We start from the raw sequence: 17,560 nt of genomic DNA, 5'->3' as shown, positions 1-17,560 counted from the left end.
TTTTAATTTTTGTTTTAATTAGCAGCTGGCCGCGATAACTATTATCGCCAGGACCACTAGTAGTAAAAAGCCTCTCACTCTTTTTTGTATTGATTTATTTAATTGATCTTAAGAATACCACCTTGATATCCTCGGTTATTTTTTCTGATCGTTGGTTTTGAAAACGGTTATTGTAGAATTCTGAAGGGCAAACTATAAAGTTGTTTAGTGTAGCTCCGGCATTGATAAAAGCAAAAGTTTTGTTTTTATCGCCACCCACTTTATAGAAGATATCTCCTGCGGATAATTTTGAAATTTCAACTACTTGATTTCTTTCCATTTTAATTTTTATTAGCGGAACGCTGTTTTTTATCAAAAACCTTTACATAAGGCTATGAATCAATGTTTTACAAGCCTTAAAAGCGTTCCTTTTCGTTCCAAAGACATTCTTAATGCTTTGATTATCAATAGTGTTATCGTTGCGCTCACAGGAACGGAGCGCGTGGATTTAAGCGGAACGCAAACACCCGCTTTAAATAGGTTTAAACGGGGTGTGCGGTACGGTTTGGAACGGCTAAAACCGCCGTAAATACCTGTTTTTGTGTTGTTTGAAAGGTTTTTTCTCATTTCGTTCCGTTCCGCTCTTAGTAATTATCTTTTTATGAATAATTCAGGATGAGATTTCATCGCATCTTGAACCATTCTATGCATGGTGCTTTTCTTTGTGGTATCGCCTAAAACCATTCCTGCCATTTGGCTATAACTCTTTTGTGCGTTGTATAGCTCAGCCAAAGTTTGAGCACTTTTGGTAGGGAATGCAGGAGCCAGAATACTGCTAAATAAATCAGCTGATCCTTGATAGGTATTATCAGCGTTAGCCAAAGCAATCTTCATATCATAAATGAATTGATTCGCTTTATTTAAACCACGCTCGATACGTGGAAGCTTTGCCTGTGTTTGCAAGTGCGCTTCTTTCTCTTTATCCAAAGCCGATTGTAAGGCATGAATTTTGCGATTTGCTGTCTCCAGCTGTACCTGAAGTTTTTCGATGATGTTATCCATATCAGAGATTAAAAAGGTAAATCATCATTTTCGTAACCAGGCTTTACTGTAAGTACACTTTTGAGCTCAGTAACCGGAACTTCAACTTTTTTGATCACACCCACTATTTCTAAAATGACTACTTCATCATTTAATAAATTGTGTAATCGTGTAGCCTCGATAATTGCAGTATCCATATGATGGTGCACGTATTTTGGGGGCGTAGTCCCGGATTTGGTCATTACATAAAACTTATTCATAATTAATTCTTGTTATTATCAGCACCGAAAACCTTTGGATATTCTTTGATTGCTTTCTGCAATTGACGGTGCATGGTGCTTTTTTTGTTTTTATCCTTCAGCAGTACTTCAGCCATTCGGCTAATGCTACTGCCTGTTTTGAAGAGATTGGCCATTACCATGATATCCATTGGAGCAGTTACTGAATTATCTACGATTTCATAGATATCAACTGCAGATTTATAGAAGTAATCAGCAGCTCTTAAAGCCCTGCGCATCAAATCTGCAGTAATTTTTAACTCACTCGGAAAATAGTCCAGGTGCTTCATGTTATAGGCAAAATCGGTGATGGCGAGAATGCCAGCAAAGCGATAGGCATACTCTTTCATTTTACCCAGGATACCCGAATGAATATTCATTTCGTTTACATCCTTTATAGCATTGATTTTATCGACCTTTTCATCCTCCCATTTAACCATCAGGTTTGTTGCTTCTTTAGTTACAGCGCAAATTTTAGGATCATCATAACCATCATTAACTGGTAATTCGTTGTATAACCTTTTCAGCACCTGATCATGAATGCCTTTGTATTCATGTGGTATATCGTAACCTGGTACCGGTCTTGCAATTTTGAATTGCTCTGGAGATGCAAAGAGCACCCTGAAGATGAAACCGGAATCACCACGCTCATTTTTGAATAACTTATAAAGTAATTTCGGCTGAATACCGCCGATCACATTGGTAAAAATCTTTGGAATATTAATTTTATTATTTGCCGCTCGGACTGCAGAATACTTCCGGCCATTCCAGGCACTAAGCCAGAACTGCTCATCGGTGCTCTCTTTTTTCCCCAGGGAATTTAACCCGTTGATCCATTCGAGGATCTCATCGCTTTCCTTGAGTACACCTTTTGGGTTAACGGGCATGATGTAACGGATCAGCGTTGGAATATGCGCATCCCGATAAATTACCGTGCTTAACTTCAAGCCCTGGCGCCGCTCGTCGGTGATGCCACTCGTGTCCTGGCTCCACTGTTCATCAAAATCATTCTGCACATCATTTAAGGGTTTCAGGCACATATCGAGCGCAAAACTTTTTCCTGAAGATGATATACCATTCATACAACCCCAAATGCATAGCGTCATCCGGTCGGAACCGTTACGCGTCACCGAATACGCCGTACCAATGGCAGTGCTGTAGGCAACTAACATTGAAAGGCCAACGTAGGCTCTAGGTATGTCGTATTTGGTATGCAATTCGTTTATAAATGGTTTAATGTTCGGATGAAAAATATCTAATGGAAATAAATTCTCTGGGCCTTGTCTCTTCTGTAGCTCAGCTTGGATATCCTCGGTTGAGGCGGTACTGACTTCAGACTTACTCTTATTGAAAAACTCGTTAAATCCCATTAAATCCTATAGTAGTTCTGCTGCTTTTAAAAATTCAGGCTTCGCCCGGTTAGTTATGATCATGGTATTGATGGCGCTCAAAAACTTGTTACAAGTTTGCTTGATATCGAGATCACAATCTGCAATTTTTGCAGCTGCAGATAATGCGGTATCGAGGGCGATCATTCGCCGGATCCTTGCAGCCTTCGCTCCTATGTGCTCATTAAACTCTTTGGCTGATTTATATTCCCACGACATGTCCTGCATGTCAAAGTATTTAATGGCTGTTTCAATGAATTCTAATACATCAAGTTGGGGGATTCGAATCATTTCAAGCATTTCGGTGAGCACTTCAGCTTCAACCTTTTCACGTTCCTGGATACGGATGTCTCGCCAAAGAATCAACTCTCGTTCGAAGTTGTCGGTAATATCCATCTGAAGCAGGATCAAACACCAGTGGCGCAAATGCAACCCGATCATATATTTACCGGCGCTGTACATCTGTTGCGTAATATCAGCAGCGGTGTCCGGATCTTCTTTCTTCAGCTGGAGGTGAATCGTTATTAAATCGATGGGTGTAAGTGGATAAAGTTTTCCTGCTGCAGCATAAATTTTCTGATAATTAATGGTCGAAAAATTCTTTATCTGGAGGATTGATGCCACAGTGGCGTAAGCATCGTTGTAAATGATGGCGGCAATAATTGCCTGTTCAATTTCAAATCTTGAATTCATAATTGGGATCTATTAAGAATTATCTATTTTGATACTGAAGAGCTGTTTGATAAAATGAATCCATTACCATAAAAATCCAGATAATAAAAGCTGAAATGATAATGGCATAGGCAAAAAACCGAGCCCAGGAAATGTCTTTTTGTTTAGGAGCGTTCTGTTTCATAAAATTTGATTTATATCTACCTCAGAGATGATTTTATTGATTTTGATTTGGTTAGTGACTTTGATAGATTTCAGTTCATCTTCCGTGAATAACCAGAAATGATTGCAAATCTTCTGAGCATACGTTGAACCGACTTGACTTATTAAAGCTGTTTTTGCGTGACCTGGTGCAGCTCTTAATACCAAAAGCCATTCGATATCTTCGATAACTTGGAGATATCTAGTCAATAGTTGATCATTGGTTAGGCTCATAAGGTTAAAATTTTGAAGGTTGGGATTTTGAAAGAATTAAAGCTAAGTGAAACATCGTATTGGCTTTGTACCTGGTTCTTATTCTATTTAAAGTTTTCTCGATGTAACTCAAACTATTAGGTTTGATACCGAGAGACTTTAATTTTTCAGAAATGTCAGGTTGTGTAAATCCCTTCGCCAGATATTTTATGATTTGCTCATCTGATACTTTTTTCGAATTGTCTATACTCATTTTGCCATTTTAATTGAAAGAAATAATATACCAACCAACATAATGATTAGTCCAATTGCATTTAGGATGGGATGCTCAGGGTAGATAAGTAGTCTCATATTTTAGCGGTTTAGTTTGTTGGCCAACTAGAACCGGGGGAGCTTTCGCTCAACCCCGGAATCTAAATTAACGCTCTCACCACCTCAAGCCCGAACCTTGTTAGGTGTCGGGCTGCTGGTATTTGGAAGTTTGCTAAAACCATCCCAGTATCCAGTATTGATCATTTTGCGCATAAACTTTGGCGAAGCCGGTATTTGGCACTTTAGGTTTCAACTGAGTGAAAAGCGTGATTAACTCTGGAGATGGTTTTTTAACCAAAAAGAACAGATTTTCCCAACCATTGTCAGCTTTTCGATCGAAACCCATTACCTCATTGAGGGGCGGGTCAATTCTGTCCTCATCAGATAATTTAGCCATATCCATCGGCCATGATGGAATTGCGAGATCAGGAAGTACTTCACTTTTAATTTCCTGAAGAACTTTATATGCTTGTTCGATAGCAGTTGTATTTAGGGCCATATATTATAGTTTTAGTTTTTATCAGTTAAAGAAGTGGGGGTGCATCCCAACACCACCCACAACTTAAATTAACGCTCTCACTGCCTCAACCCCGCATCCAAAAAAGGAGTGCGAGGCAAGGCATAATTGATAGTTAATTGCGCCATCCACGATTTGGCTATTAAAGAACTTAGCGGGTAGTGATCCCCAATGTTTTAAAAAGTCTCCACCCAAAACTTTTGGAGACTTTTTGCTTTCATCCCGTACGGCGATACGTTTCAAGCAGGCAATGCAATTGTCCGTTTTGCATTGCGGAATAAAGAACTAACCGCCTTTGTTAAGCTAAACAGTAATCTAACCAGGGCTTAATTTCCTTTTCATAATGCTTGTAGGTGGGTCTTTCGACACTTGGTACACATTTTTGAAATTCAGCTTTATGCTGGCGGATCACCTTCGTAAATCCAGTAAATGAAGCAAGGCGATAACATTTAATTATCTTGAGTAGATACAATGGGTATTCCCGGTTTACCGAGTTTCCCAATGCATGACTCCGTTGCAACAACCATTTTTCCAGCAATCCTACCAGATGGTCTCTGTTGAGTACGTTCACTTTGAACTGTACTTGTTCAGTTGATTTAAAATTTTCGGTAGAAAGTTCTTTTCCACCCTCAAAGAGGAACTTGGCTTGCACATCGCCAGCTCCACCTGACATTAATTGTGCGATTATCATAGTTTTAAAAAATTAGCAAATCTGTAAACTAGCAGCAATATTGGCTATACTAGCTTTTCGCTCTACTCCTAGCTTTCGCTGAATGTTTCGCTTTGTAGTTTTAAGTGTATCCGGCGCAATAAATAGGGCATCAGATATTTCTTTGTCGTAAAGACCGTTTCTGATCATCGACATAATTTTCAAATCTCTTAAAGAGAGTTTACCATTGGGAGCATCGATGCCTTGGCATAGATCACCCTCAACCGGGCATGCTCCACCGCGAAAATTGCATGGAACATATTCAGTTGTAAACCTTGAAAGGCATGCAGAAACATCTGCAGTAAAATCAAAGTTTGCCATGTTGCAACTGATAAACTTTATACGACGCTCATCCGGATCAACAAGGTTAATTAAGTCAAGCGCTTTCTTAGCTTTTGGTCTTTCGTCGATTATCCTATCAATTAGCTGAAGCAACGGAAGCGGGAACTGAGAATAAGGCAGTGAGCCTCCATTATGCAAAGCATAAATCTGCTCAGTTCTTTTATAAAGCTCAAAACTCAAATCGTTCAGGCCAGCTGGGTACATCGTTGTATTCATAGAACTTTACTTCTAGCACTTATCAATGATTGTTGATTTTTAATTGCTATCACTTGGCCCTCTTCTATCACATCATCATCCCAACGGCTCATTTCTGGGTTCAAAACATTGCGGACATGCGAAACGCTAACAAGCTTATTCTTGTTCTTAAATACTGCATCCTTGATTTTCGTCAAGTCTCCGTATCTCAAATTCTCCTGGATATTCTTCTTGATAATTAACTGGTCTTCCATTTTCACACTTAAAGGTGATTGCAAAAAGTTATCGTTTTTGCAAACTTTGAAACAAATATGCAAACTTGTTTACACTTGTGCAAACTATTTTGCAAATAAATATTATCAAATACATAAATAAGTTTGCATAAATGAAAATTAAAGTTGACGATGTAGTAAAAAAGGAGTTTGCTAAATCAGGCAAAACCATTATCAGCACTGCTGAGGACATCGGGATCAGTCGTGTTCAACTAAGTAAGATTCTGAAAGAACCAGAAATGGAGATGAAATATGTGCTTGCAATTGGTAAGTCAATCAGGTTTGACTTCAGCAAATACTTTCCCATTTTAAATACAGAAAAGTTGGAGCATATGGTGAATGATCCAGCCGTTCCCTATGAATCCATGGGCAATGCAGAGTTAAGAAATGTAGTGATAGAAACGCAGGCAAAATACATCATGCTGTTAGAAGAGCATGTTAAAGTCCTGCATGAGTTAAAAGAGAATAGAAATTAACAACATTTACAACAATGTTGCAACATGGTGCTTATTAGTAATTAGAAATCAATTAGTTAACAGGTCGATTATATTCCCGCCCCGAGTACTTCAAAAAAATCGAAACTAAAGCCAGCAGAAATGATGGCTTTTTTTATTTGGTATAAATTTGACAATGGTTGTATAAAATCAACTTAAATTCGAAAAAAAGTTTAATATTTTTTGAATCAGAAATATATATTTCTATATTTGCAACCCCAAAGGGAATACAGCGATTGTATTATTAATGCGAAAGTAGCTCAGTTGGTAGAGCACGACCTTGCCAAGGTCGGGGTCGCGAGTTCGAATCTCGTCTTTCGCTCTAAATGCCTTTCCTACCGGAAGGCATTTATTTTAAGACATTAATCATCTCGATTTATCGGGCTTGACTAATGCTCGGGTGGTGGAACTGGTAGACACGCAGGACTTAAAATCCTGTGCTTTCAAAGGCGTGCGGGTTCGATTCCCGCCCCGAGTACAATAAACAAATCGAAACTTAAGCCATCAGTAATGATGGCTTTTTTATTTCCATAAAATTTGATGTATTTACCTGTAATTGTTTTAACGAAATAGTTAAAAATTCTTTTTATAACTTATCCAATTCATAATCTTGAATCATAAAAAAAGCCTTCAATTTTTGAAGGCCTTAGTACATTTTGATTATATAATCTGATAATTCACATTTACTCTTTTTGGGTAATTACTTTCTGATTCGTTTAAAGATATGAAAGCAGCTTGATCATGAACTTCATTTTTTAATGCATGCTCATAATGAAATTGAATATTTTCTTGATAATTCTCTGGTAAATTTTTTGTCGCTTCAATTAAAAGTTTCCTATCGTTTAAATTCTCTGGCAATAAAGTGATGTCGCAATTTCCTTCACTTATTTCTTTAACTAGATATTTCATTTTTTTTTAACATTTGGCTCTTGTGTTAATTTTTTCAAGAACAGGTCAAAAATAGCTTTAGTGAATATTTTCTATGTAATCTAAAAGTTAATTTTATTGCAAGTAATCTATAAGCCTTGAAAATCAATTCATTGTGTAGATAAAAATTCGCTTATAATAAAAAAGCTTCAGAAGTAATCTGAAGCTTTAAGTTTTTAGGTAGATGAATGTAATTCAGGGTAAATATATTTTAGACTTCCTTTTGAACCTTTGGCTCATCAGTACCTTCTTGTCCGTTTTTAAATTCTTTAATACCTTTTCCCAAACCTCTCATTAATTCTGGAATTTTTTTGCCTCCAAATAATAAAAGGATGGCAACTCCCAAAATAATTAATTCTGGTCCGCCAAGTATTGCTGCAATGGTTGAATGTGTCATTTCTTGTGGTTTAAGGTTTATTAAATAAATTCAATACCGAATTTAAATATATATACGTCGATTTATGCGTACTGGTTTTCTTAAAAATAATTATGATGGAAGATTTAATTGAGAATCAACTTTCTTTAATAAATCATAAATATCAAATGGTTTGGCGATAAAACCCTGTGCATTACAACTTTTATTAATCTCGGCAATCTTTGCGTGTGCGCTCATCATTAATACTGGAATATTTTTAGTGTTTTCAGACTTTTTTAGAACACCACATACATCCATCCCACTTCCATCTGGTAACATCACATCAAGAAGAAAAAGATCTGGTTGAAGGTTTTTAGCATTTAGATTAAAATCCTCAACACTTGCAAAACCTTTAACATCATAATTCTCTTCTTCTAACAAAAGAATAATCACATCTCTAATTCCTTCATCATCCTCTAGCACAAACACAGATTTTCCCATCACTTTAATTTTATTCTAACCTTATCCAAATCAAATATTTAGAAACCAATTAATTAACCAGCTATTTAATAAATTGTTTTTAATTAATTAACACTTAATTAGAATAAGATGAGAGAACATGGTTCCTACCTAATAAAATAGCAGAATTTTTCTCTATGAACATTCATCACGTATTAATTTTTCCCTTTCAGTTTATCCTCAAACATTTTTATAAAAAATCCACCAATTACACTTCTGGCAGTAAAATTCTGCCTGCGTGCATCTTTTGTTTCATGCCAATCGCTCATCGGTACCCGGTCTGGCGTTTCAATCGCATAGGTATGTACTGGCTCAACTATGTCTTCAAAATCCTTTCTGTTTGATGCTAAAGTGGCTGTCCAGGTAATCCAATCAGATTTGGTATATGTTTTACGACTATCCAATGGTAAACCATATTTTGTTTGTTTAGTTAAGTAGAATTTAATTTCTTTATCGTAAACCGATTGCGGGAACAAACCAAGATTCAATACTTTATCCCAAACCAGATTATATTTCTGGCTCCAGGTGTTTTTATCATTAAATGTTAAAGCATAATGGTCACCAGCATCGGCCAAAACCATCCACTTCTGAGCCATTTCTTTTGCCATTTCAGTATATTTTTTGCCTGTTGCCACTTCTCCAAGCATATTTGCCAACATGCCATATCCACCCAAGGCAACAACAGCTTTAACCGATAAGTTTGCGTTTCTGGCCAGGTGACCAGCAAAATCATCAGTTGATAATTGTTTCGCAGGATCCAAGCCCTCTTTGCTAAGGTATGCTGCCCAAACGCTCAGCGTTTTCCAATGCTTTCTGGCGTAATTGGCATTGCCTTCGGTTTTAGCGATGGCGGCCATTAAAATTAACATGTTTCCCGATTCTTCAATGGGCATATCTTCTCCGTAAGTCTGCCCGTTTGCTAAAGGATAAGTCCCCAAATCATGAGCAGAATAAGGCTTGGTCCATTTACCGCTTTCGCTAAAGTAAAATATACCATTCATCATGCCCTTGAGCAATTCGGGATTATAAATCAAAAACAAAGGTGCAGATGGATAGGTAATATCTACAGTACCAATTGAGCCATTACTAAAATTTTCTTTTGATAAGAATAACAATTCCCCTTCTGGGCTTTTAACTAATTTGTGTGCAGAAACGGCCTGTCTGTATGCCAAAATACATAATTGTGCATATTTTTCTCCTCCACTTTTAACTGCATCGTCATATAATTTTTTATCAAAGGCTTCGCACTTTTGCGATACCACAGCATATTGATCGCTATCCAGTTGCATTTGATTCTCAATCGTTTCCTTTCCACTTGTATTCCACCAGGGCCTTAAATTGGTATTAAAATATTGCAACGAATAAACATCATCGTAACCTAGCATTACGTAATTTTCTTTTTCAGTAGCGCCAACTTTTCCTAAAGGGATAATCGTATTTAGAACCAGTTGTTCACCACTCATAACATCCTGATTGATTTGTTTTCCGGTTAAGAATGTATTCAATGCATCATTAATGGTCGAAATATTTTGAACACTTTTATATACGTTGGGTGCTGCTACATACATATAACCCCAATCAATCCTTACATCATCACCTGCCCGCTTCAACAAAGGCTGTTCAATTGTTCCGGCTTTTAATATAGAAAGTTTAGCAGTTGCGTATTTCTTTGCTTCTACCTTTTGAAATGCATTGTGTGTTGCAATATTGGTTGATGCGCCATAATACAATTTAACCTCATGTGGTTGTCCATCATTGGATTTAACTTTGGTAGCGATGTAAGAAACAGGTCTGGAAAGAAGATCCAAATCATCCATCAAGAGTGGAGAAGTGAATGTTAATGTTAAATCTACTTTACCACACTGAAAAGTATAAATGGTTTGAGTGGGATTAAATTTCAAACTTTTTTGCACTGCTTCTTCAATTTTTACAGCATTCGCCCTTGTAGGTTCTTCTACCAAACCATAATCCAAGAATGATGGTCCTCCAGTATTTTTTGCATAAATAGCGAGTGTGTTTTTGCCTGGTTTAAGTAAGTTTTTATTGATTGGGATGTAAACAAACTTACCTTCCAACTTTGGCACATTATAAATTTCTGTACCATTCAAATAGGCTATTGCATTATCGTCATGCCTAATTTTTAAAAAGAGTTTATGGTTCGATATATTTTTTAGGTCAAAATTTCTACGTGTCCAAACCTCATCCTTTTTCCACAACGTTTGCACCTGCGATTTTTCACTTCCTATTGGTCCACTGCCTTTTCTCCAATTATTATCGTTAAAATTAACATTGAACCAACCATCAGCTGGTTTATCTTCGGTGTAATTTAATTCTACTGGTTTTTCATCAGCGGTAGATAAAATAGAATGGTAAACTTTTTCTGATTGACCAAGGAAATTATAAATTTTACCATCTACACTAATCATCCCGGTAAGCGATTGGTTAGCGCCTGTCCAATGTTTGGTGGTACTTTTATTTAAAGAATCTGATGATGACCAAATGCTAAAATAAGGATCGTGTGTAATTAAAGGATAAGCTGGTGCTGATCGTTGTTGTGCAAACGCAGCTGTATAGCCAACTAAAAGCAGGACTAAAAATTTTCTCATAACATATTTGGTAAAACGTTTAACTAGCCTCCAATGTAAGTATAGAAACTTTAATTACGCTTTTGTTTTCGATTTGTTACGAAAGTAAAATTCGAGTAATGGAAATTACACCTCCTATTTGTCGCATACGCCCTTGCCAGATTGTGAATACTTCTTATAAATTTACATTAACAATTTAAACCTTAAGAAATGGAAACAATAACAGTAGAAGCAATAATAAATGCTCCAGTTGAAAAAGTTTGGCAATATTGGGCGGCACCAGAGCACATTACAAAATGGACTTTTGCCGCTAGCGATTGGCATGCACCCTATGCTGAAAACGATCTAAAAACAAATGGAAAATTTAAAACCAGAATGGAAGCAAAAGATGGTAGCTTCGGTTTTGATTTTGAAGGGATTTACAGTAACGTAGAAGACCACAAGCTAATTAAGTATGGTTTGGAAGATGGCAGACAAGTAAAAATTACTTTCGAGGAAACGGATGGTAAAACCAAAGTGATTGAAACCTTCGATCCAGAGAATCAAAATCCAATTGAAATGCAGCGAGGTGGCTGGCAATCGATTTTAAATAATTTCAAAAAATATACAGAAGAAAATTAAATCATAAGCGCTTTCTGGAAAACTGAAGGCGCTTTTATTAGCCTATTTTTAACCATCCGGTAATACTCATTCGCTGTTTATTGGTTACTAAAACTTCGTGAGCCAAATCGGCACTTCTAAAAAATACACCTTTGCCATTATTTGGAGAGATATTTTGTGGCAAATCATTTTGATAAATACAGAGTTCACCACCATCCTCAAATTTCCAATCTGTATTTAAATACATAATCAATGAATATTGTCGGCTTCCGTTATTTTGGAACTGATCGATGTGTTTTTTGTAAAATGTTCCAGGTTGATAAAGCGTATAATGAAATTCGTAACCTGTAATTCCGGTATAGCAAGTGCTATTGAGGTGAATTACAAATTCATCCATCAAATCGAAAAACTCATTTTCGTATTGATTATTATGCTTTCTATCCAACCAATAAATCACATCACTCCTCACCAATTTATTTTGTGTGGCGATTTTGCTGTTGCCAATGCCGGCATTTAAGAGTTCATTGTTTTGAAAAAGATGGTTTAAATTATCTTTTAAATGAGCAGCAAGAGAAATACTCAGAAAGTTTTCTGCAATACCAACCTTATCTTCGATATAACTATCAATAAGGCAATCGAATATTTTCGACAATAATTCAATGTTAATTAGAACAACACGTTCAAAAGTTACAAGGTACTCTAATTTTATGCAGTGATGCTATATTGAATCATTTATATTTGGTTGGTTTTAATTCGGCAGCAATGAATTCAATTTTCCCAGCTCAGTATTCCACGTTATCCTCAACTGCTTTAAATAAATATCTTATTGATACTTATCAACTCCAGCAAAATACTACATGCAGATTATTGATTCGAAATGTAAGTGATACATACCTTTTAAAGAATGATACAGATCGTTATATCTTTAAAATTTATCGTGATTCCCATCGCAAATCAAATGAAATTGAAGCTGAAGTTGAATTATTAAATATCTTAAAAACCAACGGGAATTCTGTTTCTTATCCTATAAGAGATAGATCTGGAAATCAAATTCAACAATTTAATGCAATAGAAGGCATAAGAAATGGCATACTATTTTCTTATGCTGAAGGCAATGTAATACTGGATTTAAATACAGAAAATTTAATCGCATTAGGAAAAGGAATCGGCAAGCTACATGAAATAACAATAAACCTAAAGCTTAAGCATAAGAGACACATATTCGATTTTGAAACCACATTACTACATCCCTTAGAAACCTTAAAACCACATTTCGGCGACATGCCTGAGGAGTATGAGTATCTGAGTGAAATCGCAAAAAAGGTTATGGACAAATTTTCATCCTTTGCGACATCAAATTTTGCCTATGGTTATTGTCATTACGATTTTTTTCCAAAAAATTTCCATTTTGATCAGGATGGAAAGATCACATTTTTCGATTTTGATTTCGGGGGCGAAGGATATTTAATTAATGATTTAATGTCGTTTTTAAACCACTTTTTCTTTCATCAGTTAAACAATCGAATAAGCAAAGAGCAGGCAGAGGCAGATTTTAATATTTTTCTAAAAGCTTACCAAGAAATAAGAACATTAACTAAAGATGAAATAATGGCTATCCCCTACCTGGGAATTACTTTTCATATTTATTTTTTAAAATTTTTTTATGATCAATATGACGATTGGTCGAATACCTTTTTAACACCCAGATATGTAAAACACAGGGTAGAATTGATTAAACGGTGGGAAGCGATGTATTGTAACTTTTAGCAATAAAGCTATCAAATATCATAAGGCTTGGCTATCTTGTATTCACAAAATCAACCCAAATGGATCAGAAAATTATTACCCTTTACGATGAATATACCCACAGCCAGGTAAGCAGAAAAGATTTCATGAAAAAGCTAGCCATTCTAGCTGGCAGTACAGCTTTAGCCATGACAATTTTACCAATGTTAGAAAATAATTATGCTGCTGCAGCCGATTTTATTAGCGATGAAATTGAAGTAGAAAATATTACCTACGCTGGGGCAGATGGCGAAATGAAAGCGGTTTTAGCCAAACCTAAAGGTAAAAAGAAGTTGGGCTGTGTATTGGTTATTCATGAAAATCGTGGTTTAAACCCACACATTATCGACGTAACTAAACGCATTGCTGCTGAAGGTTTTTTGGCATTAGGTGTTGATGCCCTTTCGCCATTAGGCGGAACACCAACTGATGAGGATAAAGGCCGTGAATTAATTGGAAAACTTGATCCAGAAAAAAATCTGCAAAATTATTTGAAAGCTTTGGACTATTTGCGCAACAGAAAAGATGGAAATGGCAAGGTGGGTTGTGTTGGATTTTGTTGGGGCGGTGGTATGGCCAATAAACTGGCGGTAAACGACCCTAAATTGCAAGCAGCAGTTGCTTATTACGGTGCGCAAGCCAATGCCGCTGATGTACCAAAAATTAAATCCAGCTTGATGCTGCATTATGGTGGTTTAGATGAGCGCATAAACGCAGGAATTCCTGCATATGAGCAAGCGTTAAAGGAAAATAAGATTGATTATAAGATTTATATCTACGATGGAGTGAACCACGCCTTTAACAACAATACTTCTCCAACCAGATACAATGAAGCCGCAGCAAAATTGGCCTGGGAAAGAACCATTGATTTATTTAAGCGTAAACTTTCAATTTTAACTAGATAGAAGGTTAAAAAAGATCTGTACGAAGCATTTCTTTTAAAATATTCGATTGAACATCGAAATAATTCAGATGATTTAGAAAGCTGATATCAGATATTTTCTGGTAGCTGCTTTCTAATAAATCTTGTACATCTTTTGACATGGATGTTTTCAATACTCCAGCATTGCTTTTCAGTTTATCATTTTTATATTCCAGTTCCTGAACAATCCTTTCCCTTTCCGACAGATTGTTGGAAGTATCAAGATCATTAAAAACCGATAAATCGCAGAGCAGAAAGAGATTTCGGCTAGGGAAGAATAAATAATAGGTCTTGCTATCTAAAAACTTATAAACTTCTATAATCAGCTCGCCTGATTTTAAGCCTAAATAAAATTCAGTTCTAAAATCAAATTTGCACAGCCTGCCCATTAATTTCTTTTCGATAATGGCATAAGCATTCGAATAAACATTCTTGCCTTGATAATCGATTAATTGCGATAACTGCTCGGCTGTTAAATCAAAGTAATAATCATTTGCGTATTTGGCACTGAAAACGCTAATATTTTTTGAGAAGGGAAAATCAGTACTTAAATCAGAAAGATTATTATAAAGTCTTCTAAGCGATTGATTAATTTTTAGCGATTGCTTTTGTTTTTCTTGATTGAACTTGTTTTTATCATCAAATGATCCAGACATTTTATCAATCAATGCTTCATTCAAATCGATTTCATCGTAGATTAAAGCAACATTCTTCTCATTACTCTTTTTAATTTTACGGAGTAAGGCAATAACACTATCGGTAAATTGTAGGTGAAACAGATCGAGTTTTTCTATTTCCAGATCTTCATTATTGGTAAAAAGCTGATGAATAACCTGTGTTCTTAAATATATTTTATAAATAATTTCATCATCAAAAAACACAGAGAGCAACTGTAAACGGTTGATCTCTGCGCTTGATTTTTTTAAAATATTTAATCGGTATTCATCCATAGTTTAGTTTAGCTCACCCGCGTAACGTTCTTTTTCAACTCTGCTTCTAAGGTTTTCAATTCGCCATCGAGCACTTTTCTACTTTGTGCGCCAGCTTCATGAATTTGTTTTACTTCGTTTAATGTTTCAATTAATGAAGAGGTTGTCATCTTTAAAGTCTCCAAAGAAACAACAGTTTTTTCGTTTTCTTTAGCAACATCGATACTATTTTGCTTTAACATTTCGGCATTTTTCTGCAAAATGGTATTGGTTGTATCAGATACTTTTTTCTGCATTTCTACATTGGCTTTTTGCCTTTGTAATGCAACAGCAATGGTTAATTGATTTTTCCAGACCGGGATGGTTGTAGAAACAATTGATTGTGCTTTTTCGGCAATAGAGGTATTGTTGTTTTGCACCACTCTAATTTGGGCCAAAGATTGCAACATAATGAAACGAACAATCTTCATATCAGCCAAACGCTTATCCAATCGGCTCGTAAAATCTCTTAAATCGGAAATTTCATAATCTTGATAATCTGCAGGTCTTCCTTCCATTTCTGCAAGTTTAAGTTGCAGTTCGTTGTATTTTAGCTGACCAGAAATAATCAAATCTTCCATTTGTTTGATGTAGCTAACATTGCTATCGAACATGGTTTGTAATGCAGTGTTATCTTTAATGGAGTTTAGTCGCCCGGCTTTGATTTTGTTGGTTATCTTATCGATATTATTTACCACCACATCGTATTTCTGGAACAGTTTTTTAACATCTACAACCAGGTTTTTTAAAAATGGAATGCGTGAGATGAAACTTTTAAAACCACTTTGTTCCAATTCAGAAACATCAATATAGTTCAGTTCGGTAAGCAGTTCGTTGATTAGTCCGCCAACTTCGCCACTATTGTAAGTTCTAACAGATGCCAGGAAATCGTTACTGTATTTTTCCATCGAATTTTGTGCTTCACTTCCATAATTTAAAATGGAGTTTACATCCGATGGTTCTAAGGATTTCGCAATCTCTTTGTATTTTGCAGTTTCTTCGGTGGTAATTACTTCGAGGTTTACATTGCCATCTTTATCCAGTTTTACTGGCGTTAAATTTGGCAGCGGAGCATTAGGGTTGGTTTCCATAGTTTAATTTTTATCGGTAAACTATAAATAGTTTTGGGTTACCGTTTTTACAGTTTCTTCTAATTTTCTATCTCTTGTTGGCTCTCCAATGGCGTTGAATTTCCATTCGCCATTTTTCTTATAGAAAACGCCCATTACCATTGATACAGAACCTTTAAATGCCGCATCATTAGCAATATCGTATTTTGCAAAAACTTCATTCACACGTTTGCTTGTGCCTTCATAAATACGGATAGAGGCAAATGGAATGGTTCCAAAATCATGCCCTCTAAAACTATTCAACACAAAAGCAACGTAACTAACGCCGGCATCCAATTGAGCAAGATCCAAAGTAATTACTTCATTATCCAAACCATCATCGCCACCCATATCGCCGGTTAAATCATCGCCACTATGCTTTACAGATCCGTTTTTCGATTTTAAGTTACCGAAGTAAACCACCTCTAAAAGTTGTTTATTTTCGTTATACAAAGCACAACTGGCATCTAAATCTACAGCTTCTTTGGATGAACCAAAACCGAACATTCCTTTCTTTTCAATAGCGCCCCAATTAATACCTACACAAACATTCTGCAGCTTGCTTCCGTTAGTTTTTTCTAAATTGATTCGCTGTCCTTTTTGAAGATTGATTGCCATAATTTTATTGATATTTGTTTAAATAATCTTGTAAACCACCTTTCATGCCCATTCCCACTGCTTCAAATTTCCACTTGCCTTCACGTTTGTAAATCCTACCAAATTCAACTGCAGTTTCTATTGAGAAATCTTCTTCTAATTCATATTTTAAAATCACCTCATTAGTTGTTGCATCGAATATTCTTACAAATGAGTTTCTAACCTGACCAAAGTTTTGTCTTCTGGCTTCAGCTTCATGAATGGTAACCACCACGCAAATTTCGCTTACTCTAGGATCAATTTTGGTTAAATCAACTTTAATTTGCTCGTCATCACCGTAGCCATCTCCTGTTAAATTATCGCCTGTATGTTCCACCGCTCCATCAGGAGACACCAGATTGTTGTAAAAAACAAAATTCTCATCAGAAACCAGTTTTTTCTGATCATTTAAAATAAAAATTGAAGCATCTAAATCAAATGCAGCACCAGTAGAAGAGCTGTTTGTATCCCAGCCTAAACCTATTGTAAATTTAGGAGCATCAATATTTTCTCTCTGCCCTTTTTGCAAGTTAATAGCCAT

23 protein-coding genes and 2 tRNA genes are annotated in these 17,560 nt (G+C 36.0%); 6 read left to right on the top strand and 19 right to left on the bottom strand.

Annotated features, from left to right (window positions below; genetic code table 11):
- Positions 1-94: 94 nt before the first annotated feature.
- The 10 genes from LUA91_RS00545 to LUA91_RS00500 form a co-directional block, all read right to left on the bottom strand.
- On the bottom strand, positions 95-319 hold the full coding sequence (locus LUA91_RS00545) for a hypothetical protein (protein ID WP_231424002.1): 225 nt from the start codon (positions 317-319) through the stop codon (positions 95-97).
- A gap of 311 nt (positions 320-630) precedes the next feature.
- On the bottom strand, positions 631-1,041 hold the full coding sequence (locus tag LUA91_RS00540; RefSeq protein ID WP_231424001.1) for a hypothetical protein: 411 nt from the start codon (positions 1,039-1,041) through the stop codon (positions 631-633).
- Positions 1,042-1,049: 8 nt separating this feature from the next.
- Entirely contained in the window at positions 1,050-1,280 is a 231-nt protein-coding gene (locus LUA91_RS00535) for a hypothetical protein (RefSeq protein ID WP_231424000.1), read from the bottom strand.
- Positions 1,281-1,282: 2 nt separating this feature from the next.
- The gene (locus tag LUA91_RS00530) at positions 1,283-2,668 is read right to left on the bottom strand and encodes a DUF3987 domain-containing protein (RefSeq protein ID WP_231423999.1); all 1,386 of its coding nucleotides are present in this window, start codon (positions 2,666-2,668) and stop codon (positions 1,283-1,285) included.
- Between the two features lie 6 nt (positions 2,669-2,674).
- A complete protein-coding gene (locus tag LUA91_RS00525) occupies positions 2,675-3,379 on the bottom strand; it encodes a DnaB-like helicase N-terminal domain-containing protein (protein WP_231423998.1) in 705 nt (234 codons plus the stop codon).
- Positions 3,380-3,538: 159 nt separating this feature from the next.
- Positions 3,539-3,793 (bottom strand): hypothetical protein, encoded by a 255-nt coding sequence (locus LUA91_RS00520; RefSeq protein WP_231423997.1) that lies wholly within the window; start codon positions 3,791-3,793, stop codon positions 3,539-3,541.
- 4 nt (positions 3,794-3,797) lie between these two features.
- Positions 3,798-4,025: a hypothetical protein gene (locus LUA91_RS00515; RefSeq protein ID WP_231423996.1), complete on the bottom strand. Its 228-nt coding sequence runs from the start codon at positions 4,023-4,025 to the stop codon at positions 3,798-3,800.
- Between the two features lie 231 nt (positions 4,026-4,256).
- The gene (locus tag LUA91_RS00510; RefSeq protein WP_231423995.1) at positions 4,257-4,583 is read right to left on the bottom strand and encodes a hypothetical protein; all 327 of its coding nucleotides are present in this window, start codon (positions 4,581-4,583) and stop codon (positions 4,257-4,259) included.
- A gap of 316 nt (positions 4,584-4,899) precedes the next feature.
- Positions 4,900-5,292, bottom strand: coding sequence for a hypothetical protein (locus LUA91_RS00505; RefSeq protein ID WP_231423994.1), 393 nt, complete (start codon positions 5,290-5,292; stop codon positions 4,900-4,902).
- Between the two features lie 12 nt (positions 5,293-5,304).
- Positions 5,305-5,868 carry a helix-turn-helix transcriptional regulator gene (locus LUA91_RS00500; protein WP_231423993.1) on the bottom strand — a complete coding sequence of 188 codons (564 nt, stop codon included), beginning with the start codon at positions 5,866-5,868 and terminating at the stop codon, positions 5,305-5,307.
- A gap of 364 nt (positions 5,869-6,232) precedes the next feature.
- Between LUA91_RS00500 and LUA91_RS00495 the strand changes: the two genes are divergently transcribed.
- The 3 genes from LUA91_RS00495 (at position 6,233) to LUA91_RS00485 (ending at position 7,091) form a co-directional block, all read left to right on the top strand.
- Complete coding sequence (locus LUA91_RS00495; protein WP_231423992.1) at positions 6,233-6,595, top strand: hypothetical protein; 363 nt, start codon at positions 6,233-6,235, stop codon at positions 6,593-6,595.
- 267 nt (positions 6,596-6,862) lie between these two features.
- Positions 6,863-6,935: transfer RNA gene (locus tag LUA91_RS00490), tRNA-Gly, on the top strand.
- A 72-nt stretch (positions 6,936-7,007) separates the two neighbouring features.
- Positions 7,008-7,091, top strand: a tRNA-Leu gene (locus LUA91_RS00485).
- Between the two features lie 182 nt (positions 7,092-7,273).
- Here the strand turns inward: LUA91_RS00485 and LUA91_RS00480 are convergent.
- The 4 genes from LUA91_RS00480 to LUA91_RS00465 form a co-directional block, all read right to left on the bottom strand.
- The gene (locus tag LUA91_RS00480) at positions 7,274-7,522 is read right to left on the bottom strand and encodes a hypothetical protein (protein ID WP_231423991.1); all 249 of its coding nucleotides are present in this window, start codon (positions 7,520-7,522) and stop codon (positions 7,274-7,276) included.
- A gap of 229 nt (positions 7,523-7,751) precedes the next feature.
- A complete protein-coding gene (locus LUA91_RS00475; protein WP_231423990.1) occupies positions 7,752-7,937 on the bottom strand; it encodes a twin-arginine translocase TatA/TatE family subunit in 186 nt (61 codons plus the stop codon).
- Between the two features lie 90 nt (positions 7,938-8,027).
- Complete coding sequence (locus tag LUA91_RS00470; protein WP_231423989.1) at positions 8,028-8,396, bottom strand: PleD family two-component system response regulator; 369 nt, start codon at positions 8,394-8,396, stop codon at positions 8,028-8,030.
- A gap of 173 nt (positions 8,397-8,569) precedes the next feature.
- Positions 8,570-11,020, bottom strand: coding sequence for a glutaminase family protein (locus tag LUA91_RS00465; RefSeq protein ID WP_231423988.1), 2,451 nt, complete (start codon positions 11,018-11,020; stop codon positions 8,570-8,572).
- Between the two features lie 189 nt (positions 11,021-11,209).
- Here LUA91_RS00465 and LUA91_RS00460 point away from each other — a divergent pair, with 189 nt between their 5' ends.
- Positions 11,210-11,620: an SRPBCC family protein gene (locus tag LUA91_RS00460; RefSeq protein ID WP_231423987.1), complete on the top strand. Its 411-nt coding sequence runs from the start codon at positions 11,210-11,212 to the stop codon at positions 11,618-11,620.
- Between the two features lie 37 nt (positions 11,621-11,657).
- Here the strand turns inward: LUA91_RS00460 and LUA91_RS00455 are convergent, their stop codons facing one another.
- Positions 11,658-12,251: a 2OG-Fe(II) oxygenase gene (locus LUA91_RS00455; protein ID WP_231423986.1), complete on the bottom strand. Its 594-nt coding sequence runs from the start codon at positions 12,249-12,251 to the stop codon at positions 11,658-11,660.
- A gap of 110 nt (positions 12,252-12,361) precedes the next feature.
- Between LUA91_RS00455 and LUA91_RS00450 the strand changes: the two genes are divergently transcribed.
- Both LUA91_RS00450 and LUA91_RS00445 read left to right on the top strand, forming a co-directional pair.
- On the top strand, positions 12,362-13,366 hold the full coding sequence (locus LUA91_RS00450; protein WP_231423985.1) for a phosphotransferase: 1,005 nt from the start codon (positions 12,362-12,364) through the stop codon (positions 13,364-13,366).
- A gap of 59 nt (positions 13,367-13,425) precedes the next feature.
- Positions 13,426-14,289: a dienelactone hydrolase family protein gene (locus tag LUA91_RS00445; RefSeq protein ID WP_231423984.1), complete on the top strand. Its 864-nt coding sequence runs from the start codon at positions 13,426-13,428 to the stop codon at positions 14,287-14,289.
- Positions 14,290-14,293: 4 nt separating this feature from the next.
- Here the strand turns inward: LUA91_RS00445 and LUA91_RS00440 are convergent, their stop codons facing one another.
- The 4 genes from LUA91_RS00440 to LUA91_RS00425 are packed head-to-tail and all read right to left on the bottom strand — an operon-like array spanning position 14,294 to position 17,560.
- The gene (locus tag LUA91_RS00440) at positions 14,294-15,256 is read right to left on the bottom strand and encodes a hypothetical protein (protein WP_231423983.1); all 963 of its coding nucleotides are present in this window, start codon (positions 15,254-15,256) and stop codon (positions 14,294-14,296) included.
- A gap of 8 nt (positions 15,257-15,264) precedes the next feature.
- Entirely contained in the window at positions 15,265-16,365 is a 1,101-nt protein-coding gene (locus LUA91_RS00435; protein ID WP_231423982.1) for a toxic anion resistance protein, read from the bottom strand.
- 21 nt (positions 16,366-16,386) lie between these two features.
- Positions 16,387-17,001, bottom strand: a complete 615-nt coding sequence (locus tag LUA91_RS00430; RefSeq protein ID WP_231423981.1) for a TerD family protein — start codon at positions 16,999-17,001, stop codon at positions 16,387-16,389.
- A gap of 4 nt (positions 17,002-17,005) precedes the next feature.
- The gene (locus LUA91_RS00425) at positions 17,006-17,560 is read right to left on the bottom strand and encodes a TerD family protein (RefSeq protein ID WP_231423980.1); all 555 of its coding nucleotides are present in this window, start codon (positions 17,558-17,560) and stop codon (positions 17,006-17,008) included.

It is taken from the genome of Pedobacter sp. Leaf250 (assembly GCF_920984735.1).
In the GTDB taxonomy this organism is placed as follows: Bacteria; Bacteroidota; Bacteroidia; order Sphingobacteriales; family Sphingobacteriaceae; genus Pedobacter.
This window is presented reverse-complemented; position numbering and strand designations above follow the sequence as displayed.

Bases quoted from the DNA above. Each gene is read 5' to 3' on its own strand.
- LUA91_RS00545 (WP_231424002.1), bottom strand. From the start codon at position 319: ATGGAAAGAAATCAAGTAGTTGAAATTTCAAAATTATCCGCAGGAGAT.
- LUA91_RS00540 (WP_231424001.1), bottom strand. From the start codon at position 1,041: ATGGATAACATCATCGAAAAACTTCAGGTACAGCTGGAGACAGCAAAT.
- LUA91_RS00535 (WP_231424000.1), bottom strand. From the start codon at position 1,280: ATGAATAAGTTTTATGTAATGACCAAATCCGGGACTACGCCCCCAAAA.
- LUA91_RS00530 (WP_231423999.1), bottom strand. From the start codon at position 2,668: ATGGGATTTAACGAGTTTTTCAATAAGAGTAAGTCTGAAGTCAGTACC.
- LUA91_RS00525 (WP_231423998.1), bottom strand. From the start codon at position 3,379: ATGAATTCAAGATTTGAAATTGAACAGGCAATTATTGCCGCCATCATT.
- LUA91_RS00520 (WP_231423997.1), bottom strand. From the start codon at position 3,793: ATGAGCCTAACCAATGATCAACTATTGACTAGATATCTCCAAGTTATC.
- LUA91_RS00515 (WP_231423996.1), bottom strand. From the start codon at position 4,025: ATGAGTATAGACAATTCGAAAAAAGTATCAGATGAGCAAATCATAAAA.
- LUA91_RS00510 (WP_231423995.1), bottom strand. From the start codon at position 4,583: ATGGCCCTAAATACAACTGCTATCGAACAAGCATATAAAGTTCTTCAG.
- LUA91_RS00505 (WP_231423994.1), bottom strand. From the start codon at position 5,292: ATGATAATCGCACAATTAATGTCAGGTGGAGCTGGCGATGTGCAAGCC.
- LUA91_RS00500 (WP_231423993.1), bottom strand. From the start codon at position 5,868: ATGAATACAACGATGTACCCAGCTGGCCTGAACGATTTGAGTTTTGAG.
- LUA91_RS00495 (WP_231423992.1), top strand. From the start codon at position 6,233: ATGAAAATTAAAGTTGACGATGTAGTAAAAAAGGAGTTTGCTAAATCA.
- LUA91_RS00480 (WP_231423991.1), bottom strand. From the start codon at position 7,522: ATGAAATATCTAGTTAAAGAAATAAGTGAAGGAAATTGCGACATCACT.
- LUA91_RS00475 (WP_231423990.1), bottom strand. From the start codon at position 7,937: ATGACACATTCAACCATTGCAGCAATACTTGGCGGACCAGAATTAATT.
- LUA91_RS00470 (WP_231423989.1), bottom strand. From the start codon at position 8,396: ATGGGAAAATCTGTGTTTGTGCTAGAGGATGATGAAGGAATTAGAGAT.
- LUA91_RS00465 (WP_231423988.1), bottom strand. From the start codon at position 11,020: ATGAGAAAATTTTTAGTCCTGCTTTTAGTTGGCTATACAGCTGCGTTT.
- LUA91_RS00460 (WP_231423987.1), top strand. From the start codon at position 11,210: ATGGAAACAATAACAGTAGAAGCAATAATAAATGCTCCAGTTGAAAAA.
- LUA91_RS00450 (WP_231423985.1), top strand. From the start codon at position 12,362: ATGAATTCAATTTTCCCAGCTCAGTATTCCACGTTATCCTCAACTGCT.
- LUA91_RS00445 (WP_231423984.1), top strand. From the start codon at position 13,426: ATGGATCAGAAAATTATTACCCTTTACGATGAATATACCCACAGCCAG.
- LUA91_RS00440 (WP_231423983.1), bottom strand. From the start codon at position 15,256: ATGGATGAATACCGATTAAATATTTTAAAAAAATCAAGCGCAGAGATC.
- LUA91_RS00435 (WP_231423982.1), bottom strand. From the start codon at position 16,365: ATGGAAACCAACCCTAATGCTCCGCTGCCAAATTTAACGCCAGTAAAA.
- LUA91_RS00430 (WP_231423981.1), bottom strand. From the start codon at position 17,001: ATGGCAATCAATCTTCAAAAAGGACAGCGAATCAATTTAGAAAAAACT.
- LUA91_RS00425 (WP_231423980.1), bottom strand. From the start codon at position 17,560: ATGGCTATTAACTTGCAAAAAGGGCAGAGAGAAAATATTGATGCTCCT.